Genomic DNA, 16,314 nt, shown 5'->3' on the forward strand with positions numbered 1-16,314 from the left:
CGACCGTTGCAGTCTATTCCCCGCAAAAGCCGCGCGCGAGCACCTATTGCTCACTGGAGCGCCGACACGACAAAAGCCGCTTGCACGTCCACCCACTGCCAACTACCTCAACACCCGTAGGCGGACGTCGAGACAGATGCACCTCAAGCGCAGCGCCACGACCCTGCACCCGATATTGGGGCCATAACGAAAATCACAAGGCCCGCCGGAGACTTTCCCACCAACCCGGGGCTTCCGGGAAAGCCACACCTTCAGTGGAAATGCCCCAAACCGGCAACATGCTCTTTCAGCCAACGCTGACTAGTCTTGGAGCGGGCCACAGGAGACTCGCATTCGGCTGTGCGCCCCGAAGTCACTCGGGTAAACTGGCAGCCTTTTTTCGCAGGGGTCTGATTATGGCGCTCTCTCAGGAGCACAAGAAGCAATACAAATCTATCGGCCACCACCTGAAACCGGTATTGATCGTGGCTGAAAATGGTTTGACCGAAGGCGTGCTCGCCGAGCTGGATCGCGCACTCAACGATCACGAGCTGATCAAGGTGCAGTTCCGCATCACTGAGCGTGACGATCGCCGCGCGCTGATCGAAGAACTCTGCAGCACTGGAAAATGCGAGCTGGTCCAGATTATCGGCAAGATGGCGCTGGTCTATCGCCGCAACCCCAAGCCGAACCGCAACCTCTCCAATATCAGCCGCTACAGCGGGCTCTGATAGCCCAGGCTGATGCCCGTGGCGCGCTCAGCGCGCCCGAGCTTTATCACCCGGCACCGGCTGGATGACCAGCAAGGCGCCGCAAAATGCCAGCACCAGGTAGTTGAACGCCAACCAGCGCATGGCGCCGGGTTGCACCTGGTTCACCAGCATGAACACCACCGACATCGCCAGAACGGCTATCAGCAGCTGCCCACGGGAGTCACGCTGCAGACTGCGCACACCTTCGATCTGGACCAGAACCACACCCTGAACCAGCACGCAGAAAGCGGTGAAGGCCACCAGCAACGGCGTGAGGCTGCGCGAGACCTCCTCCACCAGCAGTGGCGCAAGACCAACGCGCTCCAGGGTGGGTATCACGACGAAGTGCAAAAGCCAGAGGCCGCCGACCCAGAATGTCTGGGCCAGCTGCCAACTGGCTGAAGCCGCGCGAAACCGCCGACGATCAGATATGACGGACCTCGACGATCTCGTACTCGATCAGGCCGCTCGGGGTTTTCACCACGACGATGTCGCCTTCTTCCTTACCCACCAGCGCGCGGGCGATGGGCGAGCCCACCGACAGCTTGCCTTGCTTGATGTCGGCTTCGTCTTCACCAACGATCTGGTAGGTCACGGTCTCGTCGGTTTCCACGTTGGCGATATCCACCGTGGTACCGAAGATCACCTTGCCGGTGTGGGCAATGGTGGTGACGTCGATGATCACCGAGTTCTGCAGGCGCCCCTCGATATCACGGATACGCGCCTCGACCATGCCTTGCTGCTCGCGCGCGGCGTGGTACTCGGCGTTCTCCTTGAGGTCGCCCAGCTCGCGCGCTTCACCGATAGCCTGGCTCAGTTGCGGGCGCATGACCTTGGTCAGATGCGCCAACTCCTCTTCCAAGGCGCGAGCGCCCTGGACAGTCATGGGGTACTTGTTCATGCCTTGATCCCTGCATGCAGATCCTGCAGCCGGCGAACGGTCTTCTCGGGACCGAACTTGAGCGCTTCACAGACCGCCTGCCCCGCCGCGATGGTGGTGGTGCAGTAGATCTTGTGCTGCAGGGCGTTACGACGAATCGAGTAGGAGTCAGCAATCGACTGGCGCCCCTCGGTGGTGTTGATGATCAGGGTAACCTCATCGTTCTTGATCATGTCAACGACATGGGGACGACCCTCGGTCACCTTGTTGACACGGCGCACCGGCAGGCCGGCAGCCTCGATCACCTTGGCGGTACCGGCGGTCGCGACCACTTCGAAGCCCAGCGCGACCAGGTCACGCGCCACCTGAACGGCTTCCGGCTTGTCGTCTTCGCGGACGCTGATGAACGCGCAACCGGAGTTCGGCAGAATCTCGCTGGCACCCAGCTGCGCCTTGGCGAAGGCCTCGCCGAAGCTGTCGCCTACGCCCATCACTTCACCGGTGGACTTCATTTCCGGGCCGAGGATCGGGTCGACGCCCGGGAACTTGGCGAACGGGAAGACCGCTTCCTTGACACTGAAGAACGGCGGGATGATCTCTTCCTGGTAGCCGGCCTCGGCCAGGCTCTTGCCCGCCATGACGCGTGCAGCCACCTTGGCCAGGGACTCGCCCACGCACTTGGAGACGAACGGCACGGTACGGGAAGCGCGCGGGTTCACTTCGATCACGAAGATGTCTTCGCCCTGCACGGCCATCTGCACGTTCATCAGGCCGACCACACCCAGCTCCAGGGCCATTTTCTTGACCTGGTCACGGATTTCGTCCTGGATGTGCTTGGGCAGCGAGTAAGGCGGCAGCGAGCAGGCGGAGTCACCGGAGTGCACGCCAGCCTGTTCGATGTGCTGCATGATCGCGCCGATCACGACGCTCTCGCCGTCGCTCACCGCATCCACGTCCACTTCGATGGCGCAATTGAGGAAGCGATCCAGCAGCACCGGGCTGTCGTTGGAGACCTTCACCGCTTCACGCATATAGCGCTTGAGTTCTTCTTCCTGGTAGACGATTTCCATCGCCCGGCCGCCCAGTACGTAGGACGGGCGCACCACCATCGGGTAACCGATGTTCTTCGACAGGGCCAGGGCCTCGTCTTCACTGCGGGCAGTGGCGTTGGCCGGCTGGCGCAGGCCGAGACGCTGGACCATCTGCTGGAAGCGCTCGCGGTCCTCGGCACGGTCGATGGCCTCGGGGCTGGTACCGATGATCGGCACGCCGGCTTCTTCCAGGGCGCGGCAGATCTTCAGCGGAGTCTGGCCGCCGTACTGGACGATCACGCCCTTCGGCTGCTCGACACGGACGATTTCCAGCACGTCTTCCAGGGTCACCGGCTCGAAGTACAGGCGGTCGGAAGTGTCGTAGTCGGTGGAGACGGTTTCCGGGTTGCAGTTGACCATGATGGTCTCGTAACCGTCTTCACGCATGGCCAGTGCCGCGTGTACGCAGCAGTAGTCGAACTCGATGCCCTGGCCGATACGGTTGGGGCCACCACCGAGGATCATGATCTTCTCGCGGCTCGACGGGTTGGCTTCGCACTCTTCCTCGTAGGTCGAGTACATGTAGGCGGTATCGGTGGCGAACTCGGCGGCGCAGGTGTCCACGCGCTTGTACACCGGCAGCACTTTGAGCTTGTGGCGATGGGCCCGCAGGCTCTTCTCGGAAACGCCGAGCAGCTTGGCCAGGCGCGCATCGGAGAAGCCCTTGCGCTTGAGCTTGAACATCAGGTCGCGGTCGATGGCGGACAGGCCGAGGGTCTGCACGGTCGCCTCATCCTTGACCAGGTCCTCGATCTGCACCAGGAACCACTCGTCGATACGGGTCAGCTCGAACACTTCGGCGATGGTCTTGCCAGCACGGAAGGCGTCGGCCACGTACCAGATACGGTCGGCGCTGGGCACGGTCAGTTCGCGACGCAGGGTGCTTTCGGCTTCCGGGTCGTTCAGGTCCAGCTTCGGATCGAAACCGGCAACGCCGACTTCCAGGCCGCGCAGGGCTTTCTGCATGGACTCCTGGAAGGTACGGCCGATGGCCATGACTTCACCGACGGACTTCATCTGGGTGGTCAGGCGGGCGTCGGCCTTGGGGAATTTCTCGAAGGCGAAGCGCGGCACCTTGGTGACCACGTAGTCGATGGCCGGCTCGAAGGACGCCGGGGTACGGCCGCCGGTGATGTCGTTGGACAGCTCGTCCAGGGTGTAACCGACGGCCAGCTTGGCGGCGATCTTGGCGATCGGGAAGCCGGTGGCCTTGGAGGCCAGTGCCGAGGAACGCGATACGCGCGGGTTCATCTCGATCACGACCATGCGGCCGGTGTTCGGGCAGATGCCGAACTGGACGTTGGAACCACCGGTCTCGACGCCGATCTCGCGCAGTACGGCCAGGGAGGCGTTGCGCAGGATCTGGTATTCCTTGTCGGTCAGGGTCTGGGCCGGAGCCACGGTGATGGAGTCACCGGTGTGCACGCCCATCGGGTCGAAGTTCTCGATGGAGCAGACGATGATGCAGTTGTCCTTCTTGTCGCGGACCACCTCCATCTCGTATTCCTTCCAGCCGATCAGCGATTCGTCGATCAGCAGCTCGCTGGTCGGCGACAGATCCAGGCCGCGGGCGCAGATTTCCTCGAACTCTTCACGGTTGTAGGCGATGCCGCCGCCGGTGCCACCCATGGTGAAGGACGGACGGATGATGCAGGGGAAGCCCACCTTCTCCAGCACGCCGTAGGCTTCTTCCATATTGTGGGCAATGCCGGAAACCGGGCAGGCCAGGCCGATGTCCTTCATCGCCTTGTCGAAGCGCGAGCGGTCTTCGGCCTTGTCGATGGTGTCGGCGTTGGCACCGATCATCTCGACGCCGAACTTCTCCAGTACGCCGTGCTTTTCCAGGTCCAGCGCGCAGTTCAGCGCGGTCTGGCCACCCATGGTCGGCAGCAGCGCATCGGGACGCTCCTTCTCGATGATCTTGGCCACGGTGGCCCACTTGATCGGCTCGATGTAGGTGGCGTCGGCCATGGCCGGGTCGGTCATGATGGTGGCCGGGTTGGAGTTCACCAGGATGACGCGGTAACCCTCTTCCTTCAGGGCCTTGCAGGCCTGAGCGCCGGAGTAGTCGAACTCGCAGGCCTGGCCGATGACGATCGGGCCGGCGCCGAGGATCAGGATGCTTTTGATATCTGTACGTTTAGGCATTTTTACTCACTCGAATCCTTGGGTCAGTCGGCAGGCTTAGCGGCGCTTGGCCATGGCTTCGATGAAGCGATCGAACAGCGGGGCCACATCGTGGGGGCCGGGGCTCGCCTCCGGGTGTCCCTGGAAGCTGAAGGCTTCCTTGTCGGTACGCTCGATACCCTGCAGGGTGCCGTCGAACAGCGACTTGTGGATGGGGCGGACATTGGCCGGCAGGCTGGTCTCGTCCACGGCGAAACCGTGGTTCTGGCTGGTGATCATGACCACGCCGCTGTCCAGGTCCTGGACGGGGTGGTTGGCACCATGGTGGCCGTGGCCCATCTTCAGGGTCTTGGCGCCGGACGCCAGGGCCAGCAGCTGGTGGCCGAGGCAGATGCCGAAGACCGGAATCTCGGTCTCGAGGATTTCCTTGATCGCCGCGATGGCGTAGTCGCAGGGCTCGGGGTCACCAGGGCCGTTGGACAGGAACACGCCATCGGGATTCAGTGCCAGCACTTCGCTGGCCGGGGTCTGCGCGGGGACCACGGTCAGGCGGCAGCCACGGTCGACCAGCATGCGCAGGATGTTCAGCTTCACGCCGTAGTCGAACGCCACCACGTGGTAGGGCAGTTCGCTGGCGGGGATTTCCGGGTGGCTGTCGGTCTTCAGGTCCCAGATGCCGGAACGCCACTCATAGCGCTCGGTGCAGCTGACCACCTTGGCCAGGTCCATGCCCTTCAGGCCAGGGAAGCTGCGCGCCAGCTCTAGTGCCTTCTCGGCAGTGGCGCCTTCACCGGTGAGGATGCAGCCGTTCTGCGAACCTTTCTCGCGCAGGATGCGGGTCAGGCGGCGGGTGTCGATACCGGCGATGGCGACGGTGCCATTGGCTTCCAGGTAGTCAGGCAGCGATTGCTTGTTACGCCAGTTGCTGGCCAGCAGCGGCAGATCACGGATGATCAGGCCGGCAGCCCAGACGCGATCGGACTCGGCATCTTCCGGCGTGGTGCCGGTGTTGCCGATATGGGGATAGGTCAGGGTAACGATTTGCTGGGCATAGGAAGGATCGGTGAGGATTTCCTGGTAGCCGGTCATGGCGGTGTTGAACACCACCTCTCCGATGGTCTGGCCGTCGGCCCCGATGGATTCACCGAGGAAAATGCTGCCGTCGGCAAGCGCGAGTATGGCTGGCTTAGTCAAGAAGACCTCCCGTAGATCAAGGCTGAAGCAAACGCAGGTTGTAAAAAAGCGGGATGACGTTTTGAACCGTCACCCCGCTTTTTTATCTGAGCCATTCTGCGTAACTTTTAGTGGACACACTAAAGCTGCAGCTTACAGGAAAGGCCTTTTACGGTCCACCGTGGAGTAGGACCTTTCGGCAGTCTCAGCGCAGGCCGAGTACATCCTGCATATCGTAGAGGCCCGCTTCCCGCCCTTCCAGCCAAGCGGCCGCGCGAACCGCGCCACGGGCGAAGGTCATGCGGCTCGAGGCCTTGTGGGTGATCTCCACGCGCTCGCCGTCGGCGGCGAACAGCACGGTGTGATCACCGACCACATCGCCGGCGCGCACGGTGGCGAAACCGATGGTTTCGCGCGGACGGGCACCGGTCTGACCCTCGCGACCGTAAACGGCCACTTTTTCCAGATCACGACCCAATGCACTGGCGACGACCTCACCCATGCGCAGCGCGGTGCCGGACGGCGCATCCACCTTGTGCCGGTGGTGGGCTTCGATGATCTCGATATCCACATCGTCACCCAGCACCCGGGCAGCCGTGTCGAGCAGCTTCAGGCAGAGGTTCACGCCCACGCTGTAGTTGGCGGCGAAGACGATCGGGATTTCCTTCGCCGCAACACTCAGCAGTTCCTTTTCCTGAGCACTGAAACCGGTGGTGCCGATGACCATGGCCTTGCCCGCCTTGCGGCAGACTTCCAGGTTCTTCAGGGTCACGGTCGGGTGGGTGAAGTCGATCAGCACGTCGAACTCGTCGATCACCTTGGCCAGGTCGCCCGACAGCGGCACACCGATACGGCCCAGGCCGGCCAGCTCGCCGGCATCGGCACCCACCAGGGTGCTGTCCGGGCGATCGATCGCCGCGGTCAGACCAGCGCTACCGCCGGTCTGCTGCACCGCCTCGATCAGGATCTTGCCCATGCGCCCGGCGGCGCCCATCACTGCAATACGTCGCATAACCAAAGCTCCAAGCTGCAAGCCCCGAGCCGCAGGCGCCGCCCCTGGAGCCTGCGCCTGCAGCTGGGGCCGGGATATCAAAGATCGCCGAAGAAGCGCTTCATGCCTTCGAACCAGCTGCTGGCCTTGGGCGAGTGGGAGCCGTCGTTCTGCAGGCTCTTGCGGAACTCTTCAAGGAGCTCGCGCTGGCGCTTATCGAGGTTCACCGGCGTTTCGACCACCACGCGACACATCAGGTCGCCCGCACCACCACCGCGCACCGGGGCCACGCCCTTGCCGCGCAGGCGGAACAGTTTGCCGGTCTGGGTCGCCTCGGGAATCTTCAGCTTCACACGACCGTCGAGGGTCGGCACTTCCAGCTCACCACCCAGGGCGGCGTCGGCGAAGCTGATCGGCACTTCGCAATAGAGGTGCTTGCCGTCGCGCTGGAAGATCGGGTGCTCGCGCACATTGACCACGACATAGAGATCACCAGCCGGGCCGCCCATTGCGCCCGCCTCGCCTTCACCCGAAAGACGGATGCGATCGCCGGTATCGACGCCAGCCGGCACTTTCACCGACAGGGTCTTGTGCTCTTCCACACGCCCCTGGCCGTGGCAGCTGCCACAGGGGTCGGAAATCATCTTGCCGGTGCCATGGCAACGCGGGCAGGTCTGCTGCACCGAGAAGAAGCCCTGCTGCATCCGCACCTGGCCGATACCGCCACAGGTGGTGCAGGTCACCGGGCTGGTGCCCTTCTTGGCGCCGGAGCCTTCACAGGTCTTGCAGTTGACCAGGGTCGGCACGCGAATGGTGACGGTGGTACCGCGAACCGCTTCTTCCAGGTCCAGCTCCAGGGTGTAGCGCAAGTCGCTGCCACGCTGGGCACCGCCACGCTGACCACCGCGCTGGCCGCCGAAGAAGTCGCTGAACACATCGCCAAAGATGTCGGAGAAGCTGGCGCCGCCGAAGCCTGCGCCACCACCTGCCCCCATCTGCGGATCGACGCCGGCGTGGCCGTACTGGTCGTACGCGGCACGCTTGCTGGCGTCGGAGAGCACTTCGTAGGCCTCGTTGGCCTCCTTGAATTTCTCTTCAGCCGCCTTGTCATCCGGATTGCGGTCCGGGTGGTATTTCATGGCCAGACGACGATAAGCCTTCTTCAGCTCAGCCTCGCTGGCGCCCCGCTCGACACCGAGGATTTCGTAAAAGTCACGTTTAGCCATTGGTTCTCACACTCTTCAAATTTTGCGCCCTCCAGACACGCCGACGCGGGAGCAAGCTCCCGCGCGGCGCATCAACCTGCGGGGCCAGGCCCCGCAGGCAGGAGAGCAAGCAAGCCTGATGCTTACTTGTTGTCCTTGACCTCTTCGAACTCGGCGTCGACGGCATCGTCGGATGCCTTGTCGTCGCCGGCCGGAGCACCTTCGCCAGCCTGGGGCTGTTCGGCGTACATCTTCTGCGCCAGCGGAGTGGAAGCCTGGGACAGGGCGTTCATCTTGGCTTCGATGTCGGCCTTGTCGTCGCCCTTGACGGCAACTTCCAGCTCACCCAGTGCCTTCTCGATGGCAGCCTTCTCGTCGGCAGTGGCCTTGTCGCCCGCCTCGGTGACCATCTTGCGGGTCGCATGGACCAACGCATCACCCTGGTTACGGGCGGCGGCCAGCTCCTCGAACTTGCGATCCTCCTCGGCATTGGCCTCGGCGTCACGCACCATCTGCTGGATTTCGTCCTCGGACAGGCCGGAGTTGGCCTTGATCACGATGGACTGCTGCTTGCCGGTGGCCTTGTCCTTGGCGGACACGTGCAGGATGCCGTTGGCGTCGATGTCGAAGGTCACCTCGACCTGCGGCACACCACGGGGAGCCGGCGGAATCTCGGCCAGGTCGAACTTGCCAAGGGACTTGTTCTGCGCGGCCTGCTTGCGCTCGCCCTGCAGCACGTGGATGGTCACGGCGGACTGGTTGTCGTCGGCGGTCGAGAACACCTGCGACTTCTTGGTCGGGATGGTGGTGTTCTTCTCAATCAGCGCGGTCATCACGCCACCCAGGGTTTCAATACCCAGGGTCAGCGGGGAAACGTCGAGCAGCAGCACGTCCTTCACGTCACCGGACAGTACGGCGCCCTGGATGGCGGCACCGATGGCCACGGCTTCGTCCGGGTTGACGTCCTTGCGTGCTTCCTTGCCGAAGAAATCGGCAACCTGCTTCTGCACCAGCGGCATGCGGGTCTGGCCGCCGACCAGGATCACTTCGTGGATATCACCCACATCCAGGCCAGCATCCTTCAGCGCGATACGGCACGGCTCGATGGTACGAGCGACCAGGTCTTCGACCAGGGCTTCCAGCTTGGCGCGGGAAATTTTCACGTTCAGGTGCTTCGGACCGGTCTGGTCTGCAGTGATGTACGGCAGGTTGACGTCGGTCTGCTGGCTGGAGGACAGCTCGATCTTGGCCTTCTCGGCAGCCTCTTTCAGGCGCTGCATGGCCAGGGGATCGCCCTTCAGGTCCATACCGGACTCTTTCTTGAACTCGTCGACGAGGTAGTCGATCAGGCGGATGTCGAAGTCCTCACCACCCAGGAAGGTGTCGCCGTTAGTGGCCAGAACCTCGAACTGGTGCTCGCCGTCGACTTCGGCGATCTCGATCACCGACACGTCGAAGGTACCGCCGCCCAGGTCATAGACGATCACGGTGTGGTCGCCCTTGGCCTTGTCCATGCCATAGGCCAGCGCAGCCGCAGTCGGTTCATTGATGATGCGCTTGACGTCCAGACCGGCGATACGACCGGCGTCCTTGGTAGCCTGGCGCTGGCTGTCGTTGAAGTAGGCCGGAACGGTGATCACCGCTTCGGTCACGGTCTCGCCGAGGTAGTCTTCGGCGGTCTTCTTCATCTTCTTCAGCACTTCCGCGGAAATTTGCGGCGGCGCCATCTTCTGGCCCTTCACTTCGACCCAGGCGTCACCGTTGTCGGCCTTGGCGATCTTGTAGGGAACCATCTTGATGTCTTTCTGCACGACGTCTTCTTCGAAGCGACGACCGATCAGGCGCTTCACGGCGTACAGGGTGTTGTGCGGGTTGGTTACCGCCTGGCGCTTGGCGGACTGGCCGACAAGGATCTCGCCATCGTTGGTGTAAGCGATGATCGACGGAGTGGTGCGAGTGCCTTCGGCGTTCTCGATCACCTTGACGTTACCGTTCTCCAGGATAGCCACGCAGGAGTTGGTGGTCCCCAGGTCGATACCGATGATTTTGCCCATATTCTCTCTCCCGAAACTTTGGATTTGCCGAGGCCCCGTTTCACTGGCCGCGGCAGCATAAAAACGCTTGAACTAACAAATGGGGGCCGGAGGCCGGATTTCAAGCCTGCTCGTCGATGGACGGCGGCGCTTCACTCGGAGCCTTGCTGACCACCACCATGGCGGGGCGCAGCAGGCGACCGTTCAGCAGGTAGCCCTTCTGGAACACCTTCAGCACGCTGCCGGGCTCCACGTGGGTGCTTTCCTGCATTGCCATGGCCTGGTGGTGCTCCGGATTGAACGGCGCACCGTGCGGGTCGACCGCTTCCAGCTGGTAGCGCTTGAGGGTGTCGTGGAACAGCTTGAGCGTCAGTTCCATGCCCTCGCGCACCGGCTTGATCGACTCGTCGTCGGCCGCAGTCAGCTCCAGGCCACGCTCGAGGCTGTCCACCACCGGCAGCAGGTCATTGGCGAATTTTTCCAGCGCGAACTTGTGCGCCTTTTCCACATCCTGCTCGGCACGGCGGCGGATGTTCTGCAATTCGGCGGCAACGCGCAGGGACTGATCCTGGGCGGCAGCCAGTTGCTCTTCCAGCGTCTGCACACGAACCGCCAGATCGTCGCCAGCGGCGCCTTCGGCAGCAGCGTTCGCTTCAGGGTTCTGATTATCCAGGGTCTGTTCGTCAGCCATGCGTTCCTCCTTTCAAAAACGGGCCGGGGCATAACCCGGCGATCTGTCCGCCTATATGGGGTCGCAATTTGTCGGTTCAAGGGGGAGAGGTGATTGTCAGGCGGAAAACAAACACTGTATAAATACCCAGCCATCGCCCTGGGAGTGCCGCCATGCTGGTCCACCTTTCCGTTCACAACTACGCCATCGTCGAACACCTCGATCTCGAACTCGCCGGCGGCATGTCGGTGATCACCGGCGAGACCGGTGCAGGCAAGTCGATCATGCTCGACGCACTCGGCCTGACCCTGGGCGACCGCGCCGACAGCGGCGTGGTGCGCCCCGGCGCGGACAAGGCCGACATCCTCGCCAGCTTCGACCTCCACGACATCCCCGAGGCCCGCACCTGGCTCGCCGAGCGCGACCTGGACAACGACGGCCCCTGCATCCTGCGCCGGGTCATCACCGCCGAAGGCCGTTCGCGCGCCTATATAAATGGCACCCCCTGCCCCCAGGGCGACCTCAAGACCCTGGGCGAGCTGCTGATCGACATCCACAGCCAGCACGAGCACCAGTCGCTGCTCAAGCTCGACACCCACCGCCGTCTGCTCGACGAGTTCGCCAGTGCCAGCGAACTGGCCCGCCAGGTCCAGCTCGCCGCGCAGCGCTGGAAGCAGACCCGCCAGGAGCTGGAGCGCCTGTCCCGCAGCGGCGAAGAACAGCGCGCCCGCCACCAGCTGCTCAGCTATCAGTTGGAGGAGCTGGAAAACCTCGCCCTCGGCGAATCCGAACTCGACCAACTGGAGCAGGAGCACAAGAACCTCTCCAACGCCGAAAGCCTGCTCGCCGGCTGCCGCCAGGTGCTGGACATGTGCAGCGAAAGCGACGCCGGCAACGTACTCAGCGCGCTCACCTCCAGCCTCAACCGCCTCACCGCCTTCAACACCCAGCAGGGCGCCATCGCCGAAGCCGTCAACCTGCTGGCCAGCGCCCAGATCCAGGTGGAGGAAGCGGTTGGCGAGATCAACCGCTTCATCGACCACTTCGACGCCGACCCGCAGCGCCAGCAGCAACTGGAAGAGCGCCTCGACAGCATCTATACGCTGGCACGCAAGCACCGCGTACACCCGAGCGAGCTGGCCAACCTGCAGCAATCCCTGCTGGAAGAGATCGAAGCACTGAATGCCGACGACGAAGCCGTCGAGCGCCTGACCGAGGAGCTCGAGTCCTACACCCGCCACTACCAGACCAAGGCGGCGGAGCTGAGCAAGCTGCGCGGCAAATCCGCCGGCAAGCTGGCCAAGGCCGTGGAAGTCGAGATGCAGCGCCTGGGCATGCCCGGCGGGTGCTTCACCATCGAACTGCACCCGCTGCAGGCACAGGATCCGCAGGCTAACGGCATGGAGCAGGTCGAGTTCCTGGTCAGCGCCAACCCCGGCCAACCCCTCAAGGCACTGGCGAAGGTCGCCTCGGGTGGCGAACTCTCGCGTATCAGCCTAGCCATCCAGGTGATCACCGCCCAGACCTCACGGGTACCGACCCTGGTCTTCGACGAAGTGGACGTGGGCATCGGCGGTCCCACCGCCGAAGTGGTCGGGCAACTGCTGCGCCGCCTCGGCGAGCGCGGCCAGGTGCTCACCGTCACCCACTTGCCGCAGGTAGCAGCACAGGGTCACAACCACCTATTCGTGCACAAGCTGCGCGGCAGCAAGGAAACCCGCACCGCCGTCTCCAACCTCACCGAAGCCGCGCGTATCGAGGAGATCGCGCGCATGCTTGGCGGACTCGACCTCACCGACGAATCCATCGCCCACGCCAGGAAGATGGTCACCAGCGCCCAGGGCTGATTTCCGGCAAGCGAAAACGAAGAAGGCGACCCGAGGGTCGCCTTCTTTCGCTTCTGGCTGGCAGCGTGCTTATTTTTTCTTGCGCACGTACAGCACCAGATTGTGATCGACCAGCTCGAAGCCATGCTCCTTGACGATCTCTTTCTGGCGTTTCTCGATCTCGGTATCGAAGAACTCGATCACCTCACCGCTATCGACGCAGACCATATGGTCGTGGTGGCCGCCATCGGCCAGCTCGAAGACGGCATGACCGCCATCGAAGTTGTGGCGCACCACGAGACCGGCAGCCTCGAATTGGGTCAGCACGCGGTAGACAGTCGCCAACCCCACGTCCTCACCCGCCTCCATCAGCGCCTTGTAGACATCTTCGGCACTCATGTGGCGCTGCTCGGTGGAGTCAAGCATCTGCAGGATCTTGACTCGAGGCAGGGTCACCTTGAGGCCGGCTTTGCGAAGTTCGTTATTTTCAACCATGGTCAGCTTTCTCGTGGACGCTGCTTCGCAGCTTCCCTTAATGCGGGTATGATCGGATTTTCGTTGCCCAGCCAAGATAGTGGAAGTCACCCACCGATGCAAAACACCAAGCTCTTGCTGACCAGCCTCACCTTCGCAGGTCTGGTCGCACTCGCCGGCTGTTCATTCCCCGGGGTTTACAAAATCGACATCCAGCAGGGCAATGTCGTGACGCAGGACATGATAGACCAGTTGAAGCCCGGAATGACCCGGCGGCAAGTGAGGTTTATCATGGGCAACCCGCTGATCACCGACACCTTCCACGCCAACCGTTGGGACTACCTCTACAGCATCCAGCCCGGCGGCGGTGAACGCCAGCAGGAGCGCGTCAGCCTGGTGTTCGACGGCAGCGACCAACTGGTCGGCCTGGCCGGTGACTTCATGCCTGGCGTGAGCCGCGACGAAGCCATTCTCGGCAGCGACGGCAGCACCGAAGTGAAAAGCGAGAAGCCTGCCCAGCAACAGCAGGAAGAGAAGCCGAAGCCCGGCTCGCTGCTCGAGCAGATCCAGAAGGAAGTGGACCAGGTGGAAACCGTACCGGTGCCCACGCCCGAGCCGCTGGAAACCTCGCCGCAGTAATCACTGCGCAGAAAAAAGCCCGGACTGGTTCCGGGCTTTTTCATGGGCGCCTGCCATGCAACTCGCCGCGTTATTCCTCTCCCGACCGCGCCTGGGCGGCACGGGCCGCGCGAAGCTTGCGCACTTCCTTCGGGTCGGCGAGCAGCGGGCGGTAGATCTCGATGCGATCCCCCTCCTCCAGCACCCGCGCCTCGGGATTGGCCAACGCCTTGCCAAAGATGCCCAGCGGGCAGGTGGCCAGATCCAGCTCGGGAAACTCCGCCGCCAGCCCTGACGCCATCACCGCCGTACGCACCGTAGCGCCCACGGCCACCTCCAGGCTCAGCAAGCGCTGACGATCGGCCAGCGCGCAGACGACTTCGATACCGATCGACTCAGCCATGAAGCTGCTTGGCTCGCTGACAGAAAGCATCGACCAGGGTGTTAGCAGCCTGATTGAACAGCGGCCCGAGGGTCGCCTTGACGATGGGCCCCGCGTAATCGAACGACAGGTCCAGGCTGATCTTGCAGGCCTTCTCACCCAGCGCCTTGAAGTTCCACACGCCATGCAGCTCGCTGAATGGGCCTTCTTCCAGGTTCATTTCGATCACCTGCCCCGGCACCAGCCGGTTGCGGGTGACGAAGCGCTGACTGAGCCCGCCCTTGGCCACGCCGAGACTGGCCACCATCTCGGTTTCGCTCGTTTCCAGCACTTCGCTGGAGGAGCACCAGGGCAGGAACTCGGGGTATCTCGCCACGTCGTTGACCAGATCGTAGAGCGCCTGCGCAGGGTACGGCAGCAGAGCGGAGCGCTGGATATGGGTGGTCATCTGGGCCTCTGAACGTCGGTCAGTCGGCTGCGCCGGAGCGAGCAACACGGCTGGTCAAAAAAAGAGCGCGCATTGTCAGGGATTCACCCCTCGCGCTCAAGCCTACGCCGCCGTAGCGGCCTCGCCTGGGACTCCCTATAATGCCGCGCCTATGGCTAAGCAAAAGAAACATCCCCAAGGCACCATCGCGCAGAACAAGAAGGCTCTGCATGACTACTTCGTCGAACAGCGCTTCGAGGCCGGCATGGCGCTCGCAGGCTGGGAGGTCAAGAGCCTGCGCGCCGGCAAAGCCCAACTGGTGGACAGCTACGTGTTGCTCAAGGACGGCGAAGCCTGGTTGCTCGGCAGCCACTTCACGCCCCTGAAAACCGCCAGCACCCACGTGATCGCCGACCCGGTCCGCACCCGCAAGCTGCTGCTGCACAAGCGCGAGCTGGGCAAGCTGATCGGCGCGGTCCAGCAGAAGGGTTATGCCTGCGTGGCACTGTCGCTCTACTGGAAGGCCCACCTGGTCAAGTGCGAGATCGCACTGGTCAAGGGCAAGAAGGAATTCGACAAGCGCGCCACCGAGAAGGAACGCGACTCCGATCGCGAGATCGCCCGCGTCATGCGCACCAAAGGCAAGGAAGACTGAGCGCCGACCCATGCCGGTCACCGCTCCAGCCGCAAGGCTGATGCTTCAGATTCCCTGCCTGCGTTGCGCGCGCTCCATCCGTAGCGCCTCCAGCTGCCCTTCCGCCAGGACCTCCTGCACGTAATCGATGTGCTGGTGCGAGATTTCCCGCGCCTCCTCGGCACGTCGCTCGACGATCGCCTCGAACAAGGCCCGGTGCTGCCTCATCAGCATGTCGCGGGTCTCGCCGCGCTGCAGGTACATGCCTCCAATATTGGTGACCACGTTGTGCTTGAGCAGTTCGAACAAGCCGCGGATGGTGTGCAGCAGCACGGCGTTGTGGCTGGCCTCGGCGATCGCCAGGTGGAAGCGCGCATCGGCGGCGCCCTCTTCTTCCCGGGTCGCCTTGCTGCCGGGCATGTAGCAGGCCTGCAGCGTCTCGAAGGCGTCGCGCAGGCGCTCGTGATCGACCGAGGTCGCGCGCTGCGCCGCATAGAAGGCGCATGAACCCTCCAGCGTGTGGCGGAACTCCAGCAGGTCGCGCTGGGCATCCGGGTTGCCTTCCAGCAGCGACAGCAACGGGTCGCTGAAGGTGGAGCCCAGCTCGGCGGACACATAGTTGCCCCCGCCCTGGCGGCTGATCAGCAAACCCTTGGCCACCAGCTTCTGGATCGCCTCGCGCAGCGACGGCCGGGACACCCCGAACTGCTCCGCCAGCAGGCGCTCCGCCGGCAGCCGCTCACCGGCCTTCAGGGTGCCCTCGAGGATCATCGACTCCAGGTGACTGACGATGTCATCCGACAGACGGCGCTGACGCACCTTACCAAATCCCATACCCCTCCCGCCTCTTTTCCACAGCCCATCCGGGCAGTCTGGCGCGGCAGTCCGCGCATATCCGGCGGCAGCCTAACCAGCCCCCGTCCGGCGCACAAGAAAAGCTCGATCGCCGCCCTCTCGACCAAAGTTGTAGGACAGGAAATTGACATGCGCACGGTAAGACTTTTACCCTGAGCCGTCGATTTTGTAAATTGGTATTACCAATTTCGACGAAG

At 63.1% G+C, this 16,314-nt stretch carries 16 protein-coding genes; 4 read left to right on the forward strand and 12 right to left on the reverse strand.

Translation table 11 applies throughout. From position 1 onward, the window contains the following. Positions 1-395: 395 nt before the first annotated feature. Positions 396-710, forward strand: a complete 315-nt coding sequence (locus RTW82_RS05940; RefSeq protein WP_021222233.1) for a YhbY family RNA-binding protein — start codon at positions 396-398, stop codon at positions 708-710. Between the two features lie 27 nt (positions 711-737). Here the strand turns inward: RTW82_RS05940 and RTW82_RS05945 are convergent, their stop codons facing one another. From RTW82_RS05945 to grpE, 8 genes are all read right to left on the reverse strand, one after another. Further along, a complete protein-coding gene (locus RTW82_RS05945) occupies positions 738-1,163 on the reverse strand; it encodes a hypothetical protein (protein ID WP_043245232.1) in 426 nt (141 codons plus the stop codon). Beyond that, complete coding sequence (gene greA, locus RTW82_RS05950; RefSeq protein ID WP_031288836.1) at positions 1,156-1,632, reverse strand: transcription elongation factor GreA; 477 nt, start codon at positions 1,630-1,632, stop codon at positions 1,156-1,158. Before greA ends, RTW82_RS05945 begins: the two co-directional genes overlap by 8 nt. Further along, positions 1,629-4,850 (reverse strand): carbamoyl-phosphate synthase large subunit, encoded by a 3,222-nt coding sequence (gene carB / locus RTW82_RS05955; protein WP_043245229.1) that lies wholly within the window; start codon positions 4,848-4,850, stop codon positions 1,629-1,631. The genes greA and carB overlap by 4 nt, the downstream gene beginning before the upstream one ends. 36 nt (positions 4,851-4,886) lie before the next feature. Further along, positions 4,887-6,023 carry a glutamine-hydrolyzing carbamoyl-phosphate synthase small subunit gene (carA, locus tag RTW82_RS05960; RefSeq protein WP_021222327.1) on the reverse strand — a complete coding sequence of 379 codons (1,137 nt, stop codon included), beginning with the start codon at positions 6,021-6,023 and terminating at the stop codon, positions 4,887-4,889. A gap of 184 nt (positions 6,024-6,207) precedes the next feature. After that, positions 6,208-7,014 (reverse strand): 4-hydroxy-tetrahydrodipicolinate reductase, encoded by an 807-nt coding sequence (gene dapB, locus RTW82_RS05965; RefSeq protein WP_184491072.1) that lies wholly within the window; start codon positions 7,012-7,014, stop codon positions 6,208-6,210. A gap of 77 nt (positions 7,015-7,091) precedes the next feature. Further along, positions 7,092-8,219 (reverse strand): molecular chaperone DnaJ, encoded by a 1,128-nt coding sequence (gene dnaJ / locus RTW82_RS05970; RefSeq protein WP_021222329.1) that lies wholly within the window; start codon positions 8,217-8,219, stop codon positions 7,092-7,094. Between the two features lie 122 nt (positions 8,220-8,341). Continuing rightward, the gene (gene dnaK, locus RTW82_RS05975; RefSeq protein WP_316924529.1) at positions 8,342-10,252 is read right to left on the reverse strand and encodes a molecular chaperone DnaK; all 1,911 of its coding nucleotides are present in this window, start codon (positions 10,250-10,252) and stop codon (positions 8,342-8,344) included. A gap of 100 nt (positions 10,253-10,352) precedes the next feature. Continuing rightward, complete coding sequence (grpE, locus tag RTW82_RS05980; RefSeq protein ID WP_021222331.1) at positions 10,353-10,922, reverse strand: nucleotide exchange factor GrpE; 570 nt, start codon at positions 10,920-10,922, stop codon at positions 10,353-10,355. A gap of 152 nt (positions 10,923-11,074) precedes the next feature. On the opposite strand from grpE, the gene recN reads away from it, so the two are divergent. Continuing rightward, on the forward strand, positions 11,075-12,748 hold the full coding sequence (gene recN, locus RTW82_RS05985) for a DNA repair protein RecN (protein ID WP_316924530.1): 1,674 nt from the start codon (positions 11,075-11,077) through the stop codon (positions 12,746-12,748). A gap of 69 nt (positions 12,749-12,817) precedes the next feature. Here the strand turns inward: recN and fur are convergent, their stop codons facing one another. Next, complete coding sequence (fur, locus tag RTW82_RS05990; protein WP_021222333.1) at positions 12,818-13,222, reverse strand: ferric iron uptake transcriptional regulator; 405 nt, start codon at positions 13,220-13,222, stop codon at positions 12,818-12,820. Between the two features lie 96 nt (positions 13,223-13,318). Here fur and RTW82_RS05995 point away from each other — a divergent pair, with 96 nt between their 5' ends. Continuing rightward, entirely contained in the window at positions 13,319-13,840 is a 522-nt protein-coding gene (locus RTW82_RS05995) for an outer membrane protein assembly factor BamE (protein WP_043245389.1), read from the forward strand. Positions 13,841-13,910: 70 nt separating this feature from the next. Here the strand turns inward: RTW82_RS05995 and RTW82_RS06000 are convergent, their stop codons facing one another. Further along, a complete protein-coding gene (locus RTW82_RS06000) occupies positions 13,911-14,222 on the reverse strand; it encodes an RnfH family protein (protein WP_316924531.1) in 312 nt (103 codons plus the stop codon). Further along, positions 14,215-14,649 carry a type II toxin-antitoxin system RatA family toxin gene (locus RTW82_RS06005; RefSeq protein WP_316924532.1) on the reverse strand — a complete coding sequence of 145 codons (435 nt, stop codon included), beginning with the start codon at positions 14,647-14,649 and terminating at the stop codon, positions 14,215-14,217. The genes RTW82_RS06000 and RTW82_RS06005 overlap by 8 nt, the downstream gene beginning before the upstream one ends. A gap of 151 nt (positions 14,650-14,800) precedes the next feature. Between RTW82_RS06005 and smpB the strand changes: the two genes are divergently transcribed. Further along, the gene (gene smpB, locus RTW82_RS06010; RefSeq protein WP_316924533.1) at positions 14,801-15,283 is read left to right on the forward strand and encodes an SsrA-binding protein SmpB; all 483 of its coding nucleotides are present in this window, start codon (positions 14,801-14,803) and stop codon (positions 15,281-15,283) included. 45 nt (positions 15,284-15,328) lie between these two features. Here smpB and RTW82_RS06015 read toward each other — a convergent pair whose 3' ends face one another. Then, positions 15,329-16,096, reverse strand: coding sequence for an FCD domain-containing protein (locus tag RTW82_RS06015; RefSeq protein ID WP_316924534.1), 768 nt, complete (start codon positions 16,094-16,096; stop codon positions 15,329-15,331). Between the last annotated feature and the right edge of the window lie 218 nt (positions 16,097-16,314).

The organism is Pseudomonas sp. zfem005 (assembly GCF_032621735.1).
Lineage (GTDB): Bacteria > Pseudomonadota > Gammaproteobacteria > Pseudomonadales > Pseudomonadaceae > Metapseudomonas > Metapseudomonas solani.

Bases quoted from the DNA above. Each gene is read 5' to 3' on its own strand.
- RTW82_RS05940 (WP_021222233.1), top strand. From the start codon at position 396: ATGGCGCTCTCTCAGGAGCACAAGAAGCAATACAAATCTATCGGCCAC.
- greA (WP_031288836.1), bottom strand. From the start codon at position 1,632: ATGAACAAGTACCCCATGACTGTCCAGGGCGCTCGCGCCTTGGAAGAG.
- carB (WP_043245229.1), bottom strand. From the start codon at position 4,850: ATGCCTAAACGTACAGATATCAAAAGCATCCTGATCCTCGGCGCCGGC.
- dapB (WP_184491072.1), bottom strand. From the start codon at position 7,014: ATGCGACGTATTGCAGTGATGGGCGCCGCCGGGCGCATGGGCAAGATC.
- dnaJ (WP_021222329.1), bottom strand. From the start codon at position 8,219: ATGGCTAAACGTGACTTTTACGAAATCCTCGGTGTCGAGCGGGGCGCC.
- dnaK (WP_316924529.1), bottom strand. From the start codon at position 10,252: ATGGGCAAAATCATCGGTATCGACCTGGGGACCACCAACTCCTGCGTG.
- grpE (WP_021222331.1), bottom strand. From the start codon at position 10,922: ATGGCTGACGAACAGACCCTGGATAATCAGAACCCTGAAGCGAACGCT.
- recN (WP_316924530.1), top strand. From the start codon at position 11,075: ATGCTGGTCCACCTTTCCGTTCACAACTACGCCATCGTCGAACACCTC.
- fur (WP_021222333.1), bottom strand. From the start codon at position 13,222: ATGGTTGAAAATAACGAACTTCGCAAAGCCGGCCTCAAGGTGACCCTG.
- RTW82_RS05995 (WP_043245389.1), top strand. From the start codon at position 13,319: ATGCAAAACACCAAGCTCTTGCTGACCAGCCTCACCTTCGCAGGTCTG.
- RTW82_RS06000 (WP_316924531.1), bottom strand. From the start codon at position 14,222: ATGGCTGAGTCGATCGGTATCGAAGTCGTCTGCGCGCTGGCCGATCGT.
- RTW82_RS06005 (WP_316924532.1), bottom strand. From the start codon at position 14,649: ATGACCACCCATATCCAGCGCTCCGCTCTGCTGCCGTACCCTGCGCAG.
- smpB (WP_316924533.1), top strand. From the start codon at position 14,801: ATGGCTAAGCAAAAGAAACATCCCCAAGGCACCATCGCGCAGAACAAG.
- RTW82_RS06015 (WP_316924534.1), bottom strand. From the start codon at position 16,096: ATGGGATTTGGTAAGGTGCGTCAGCGCCGTCTGTCGGATGACATCGTC.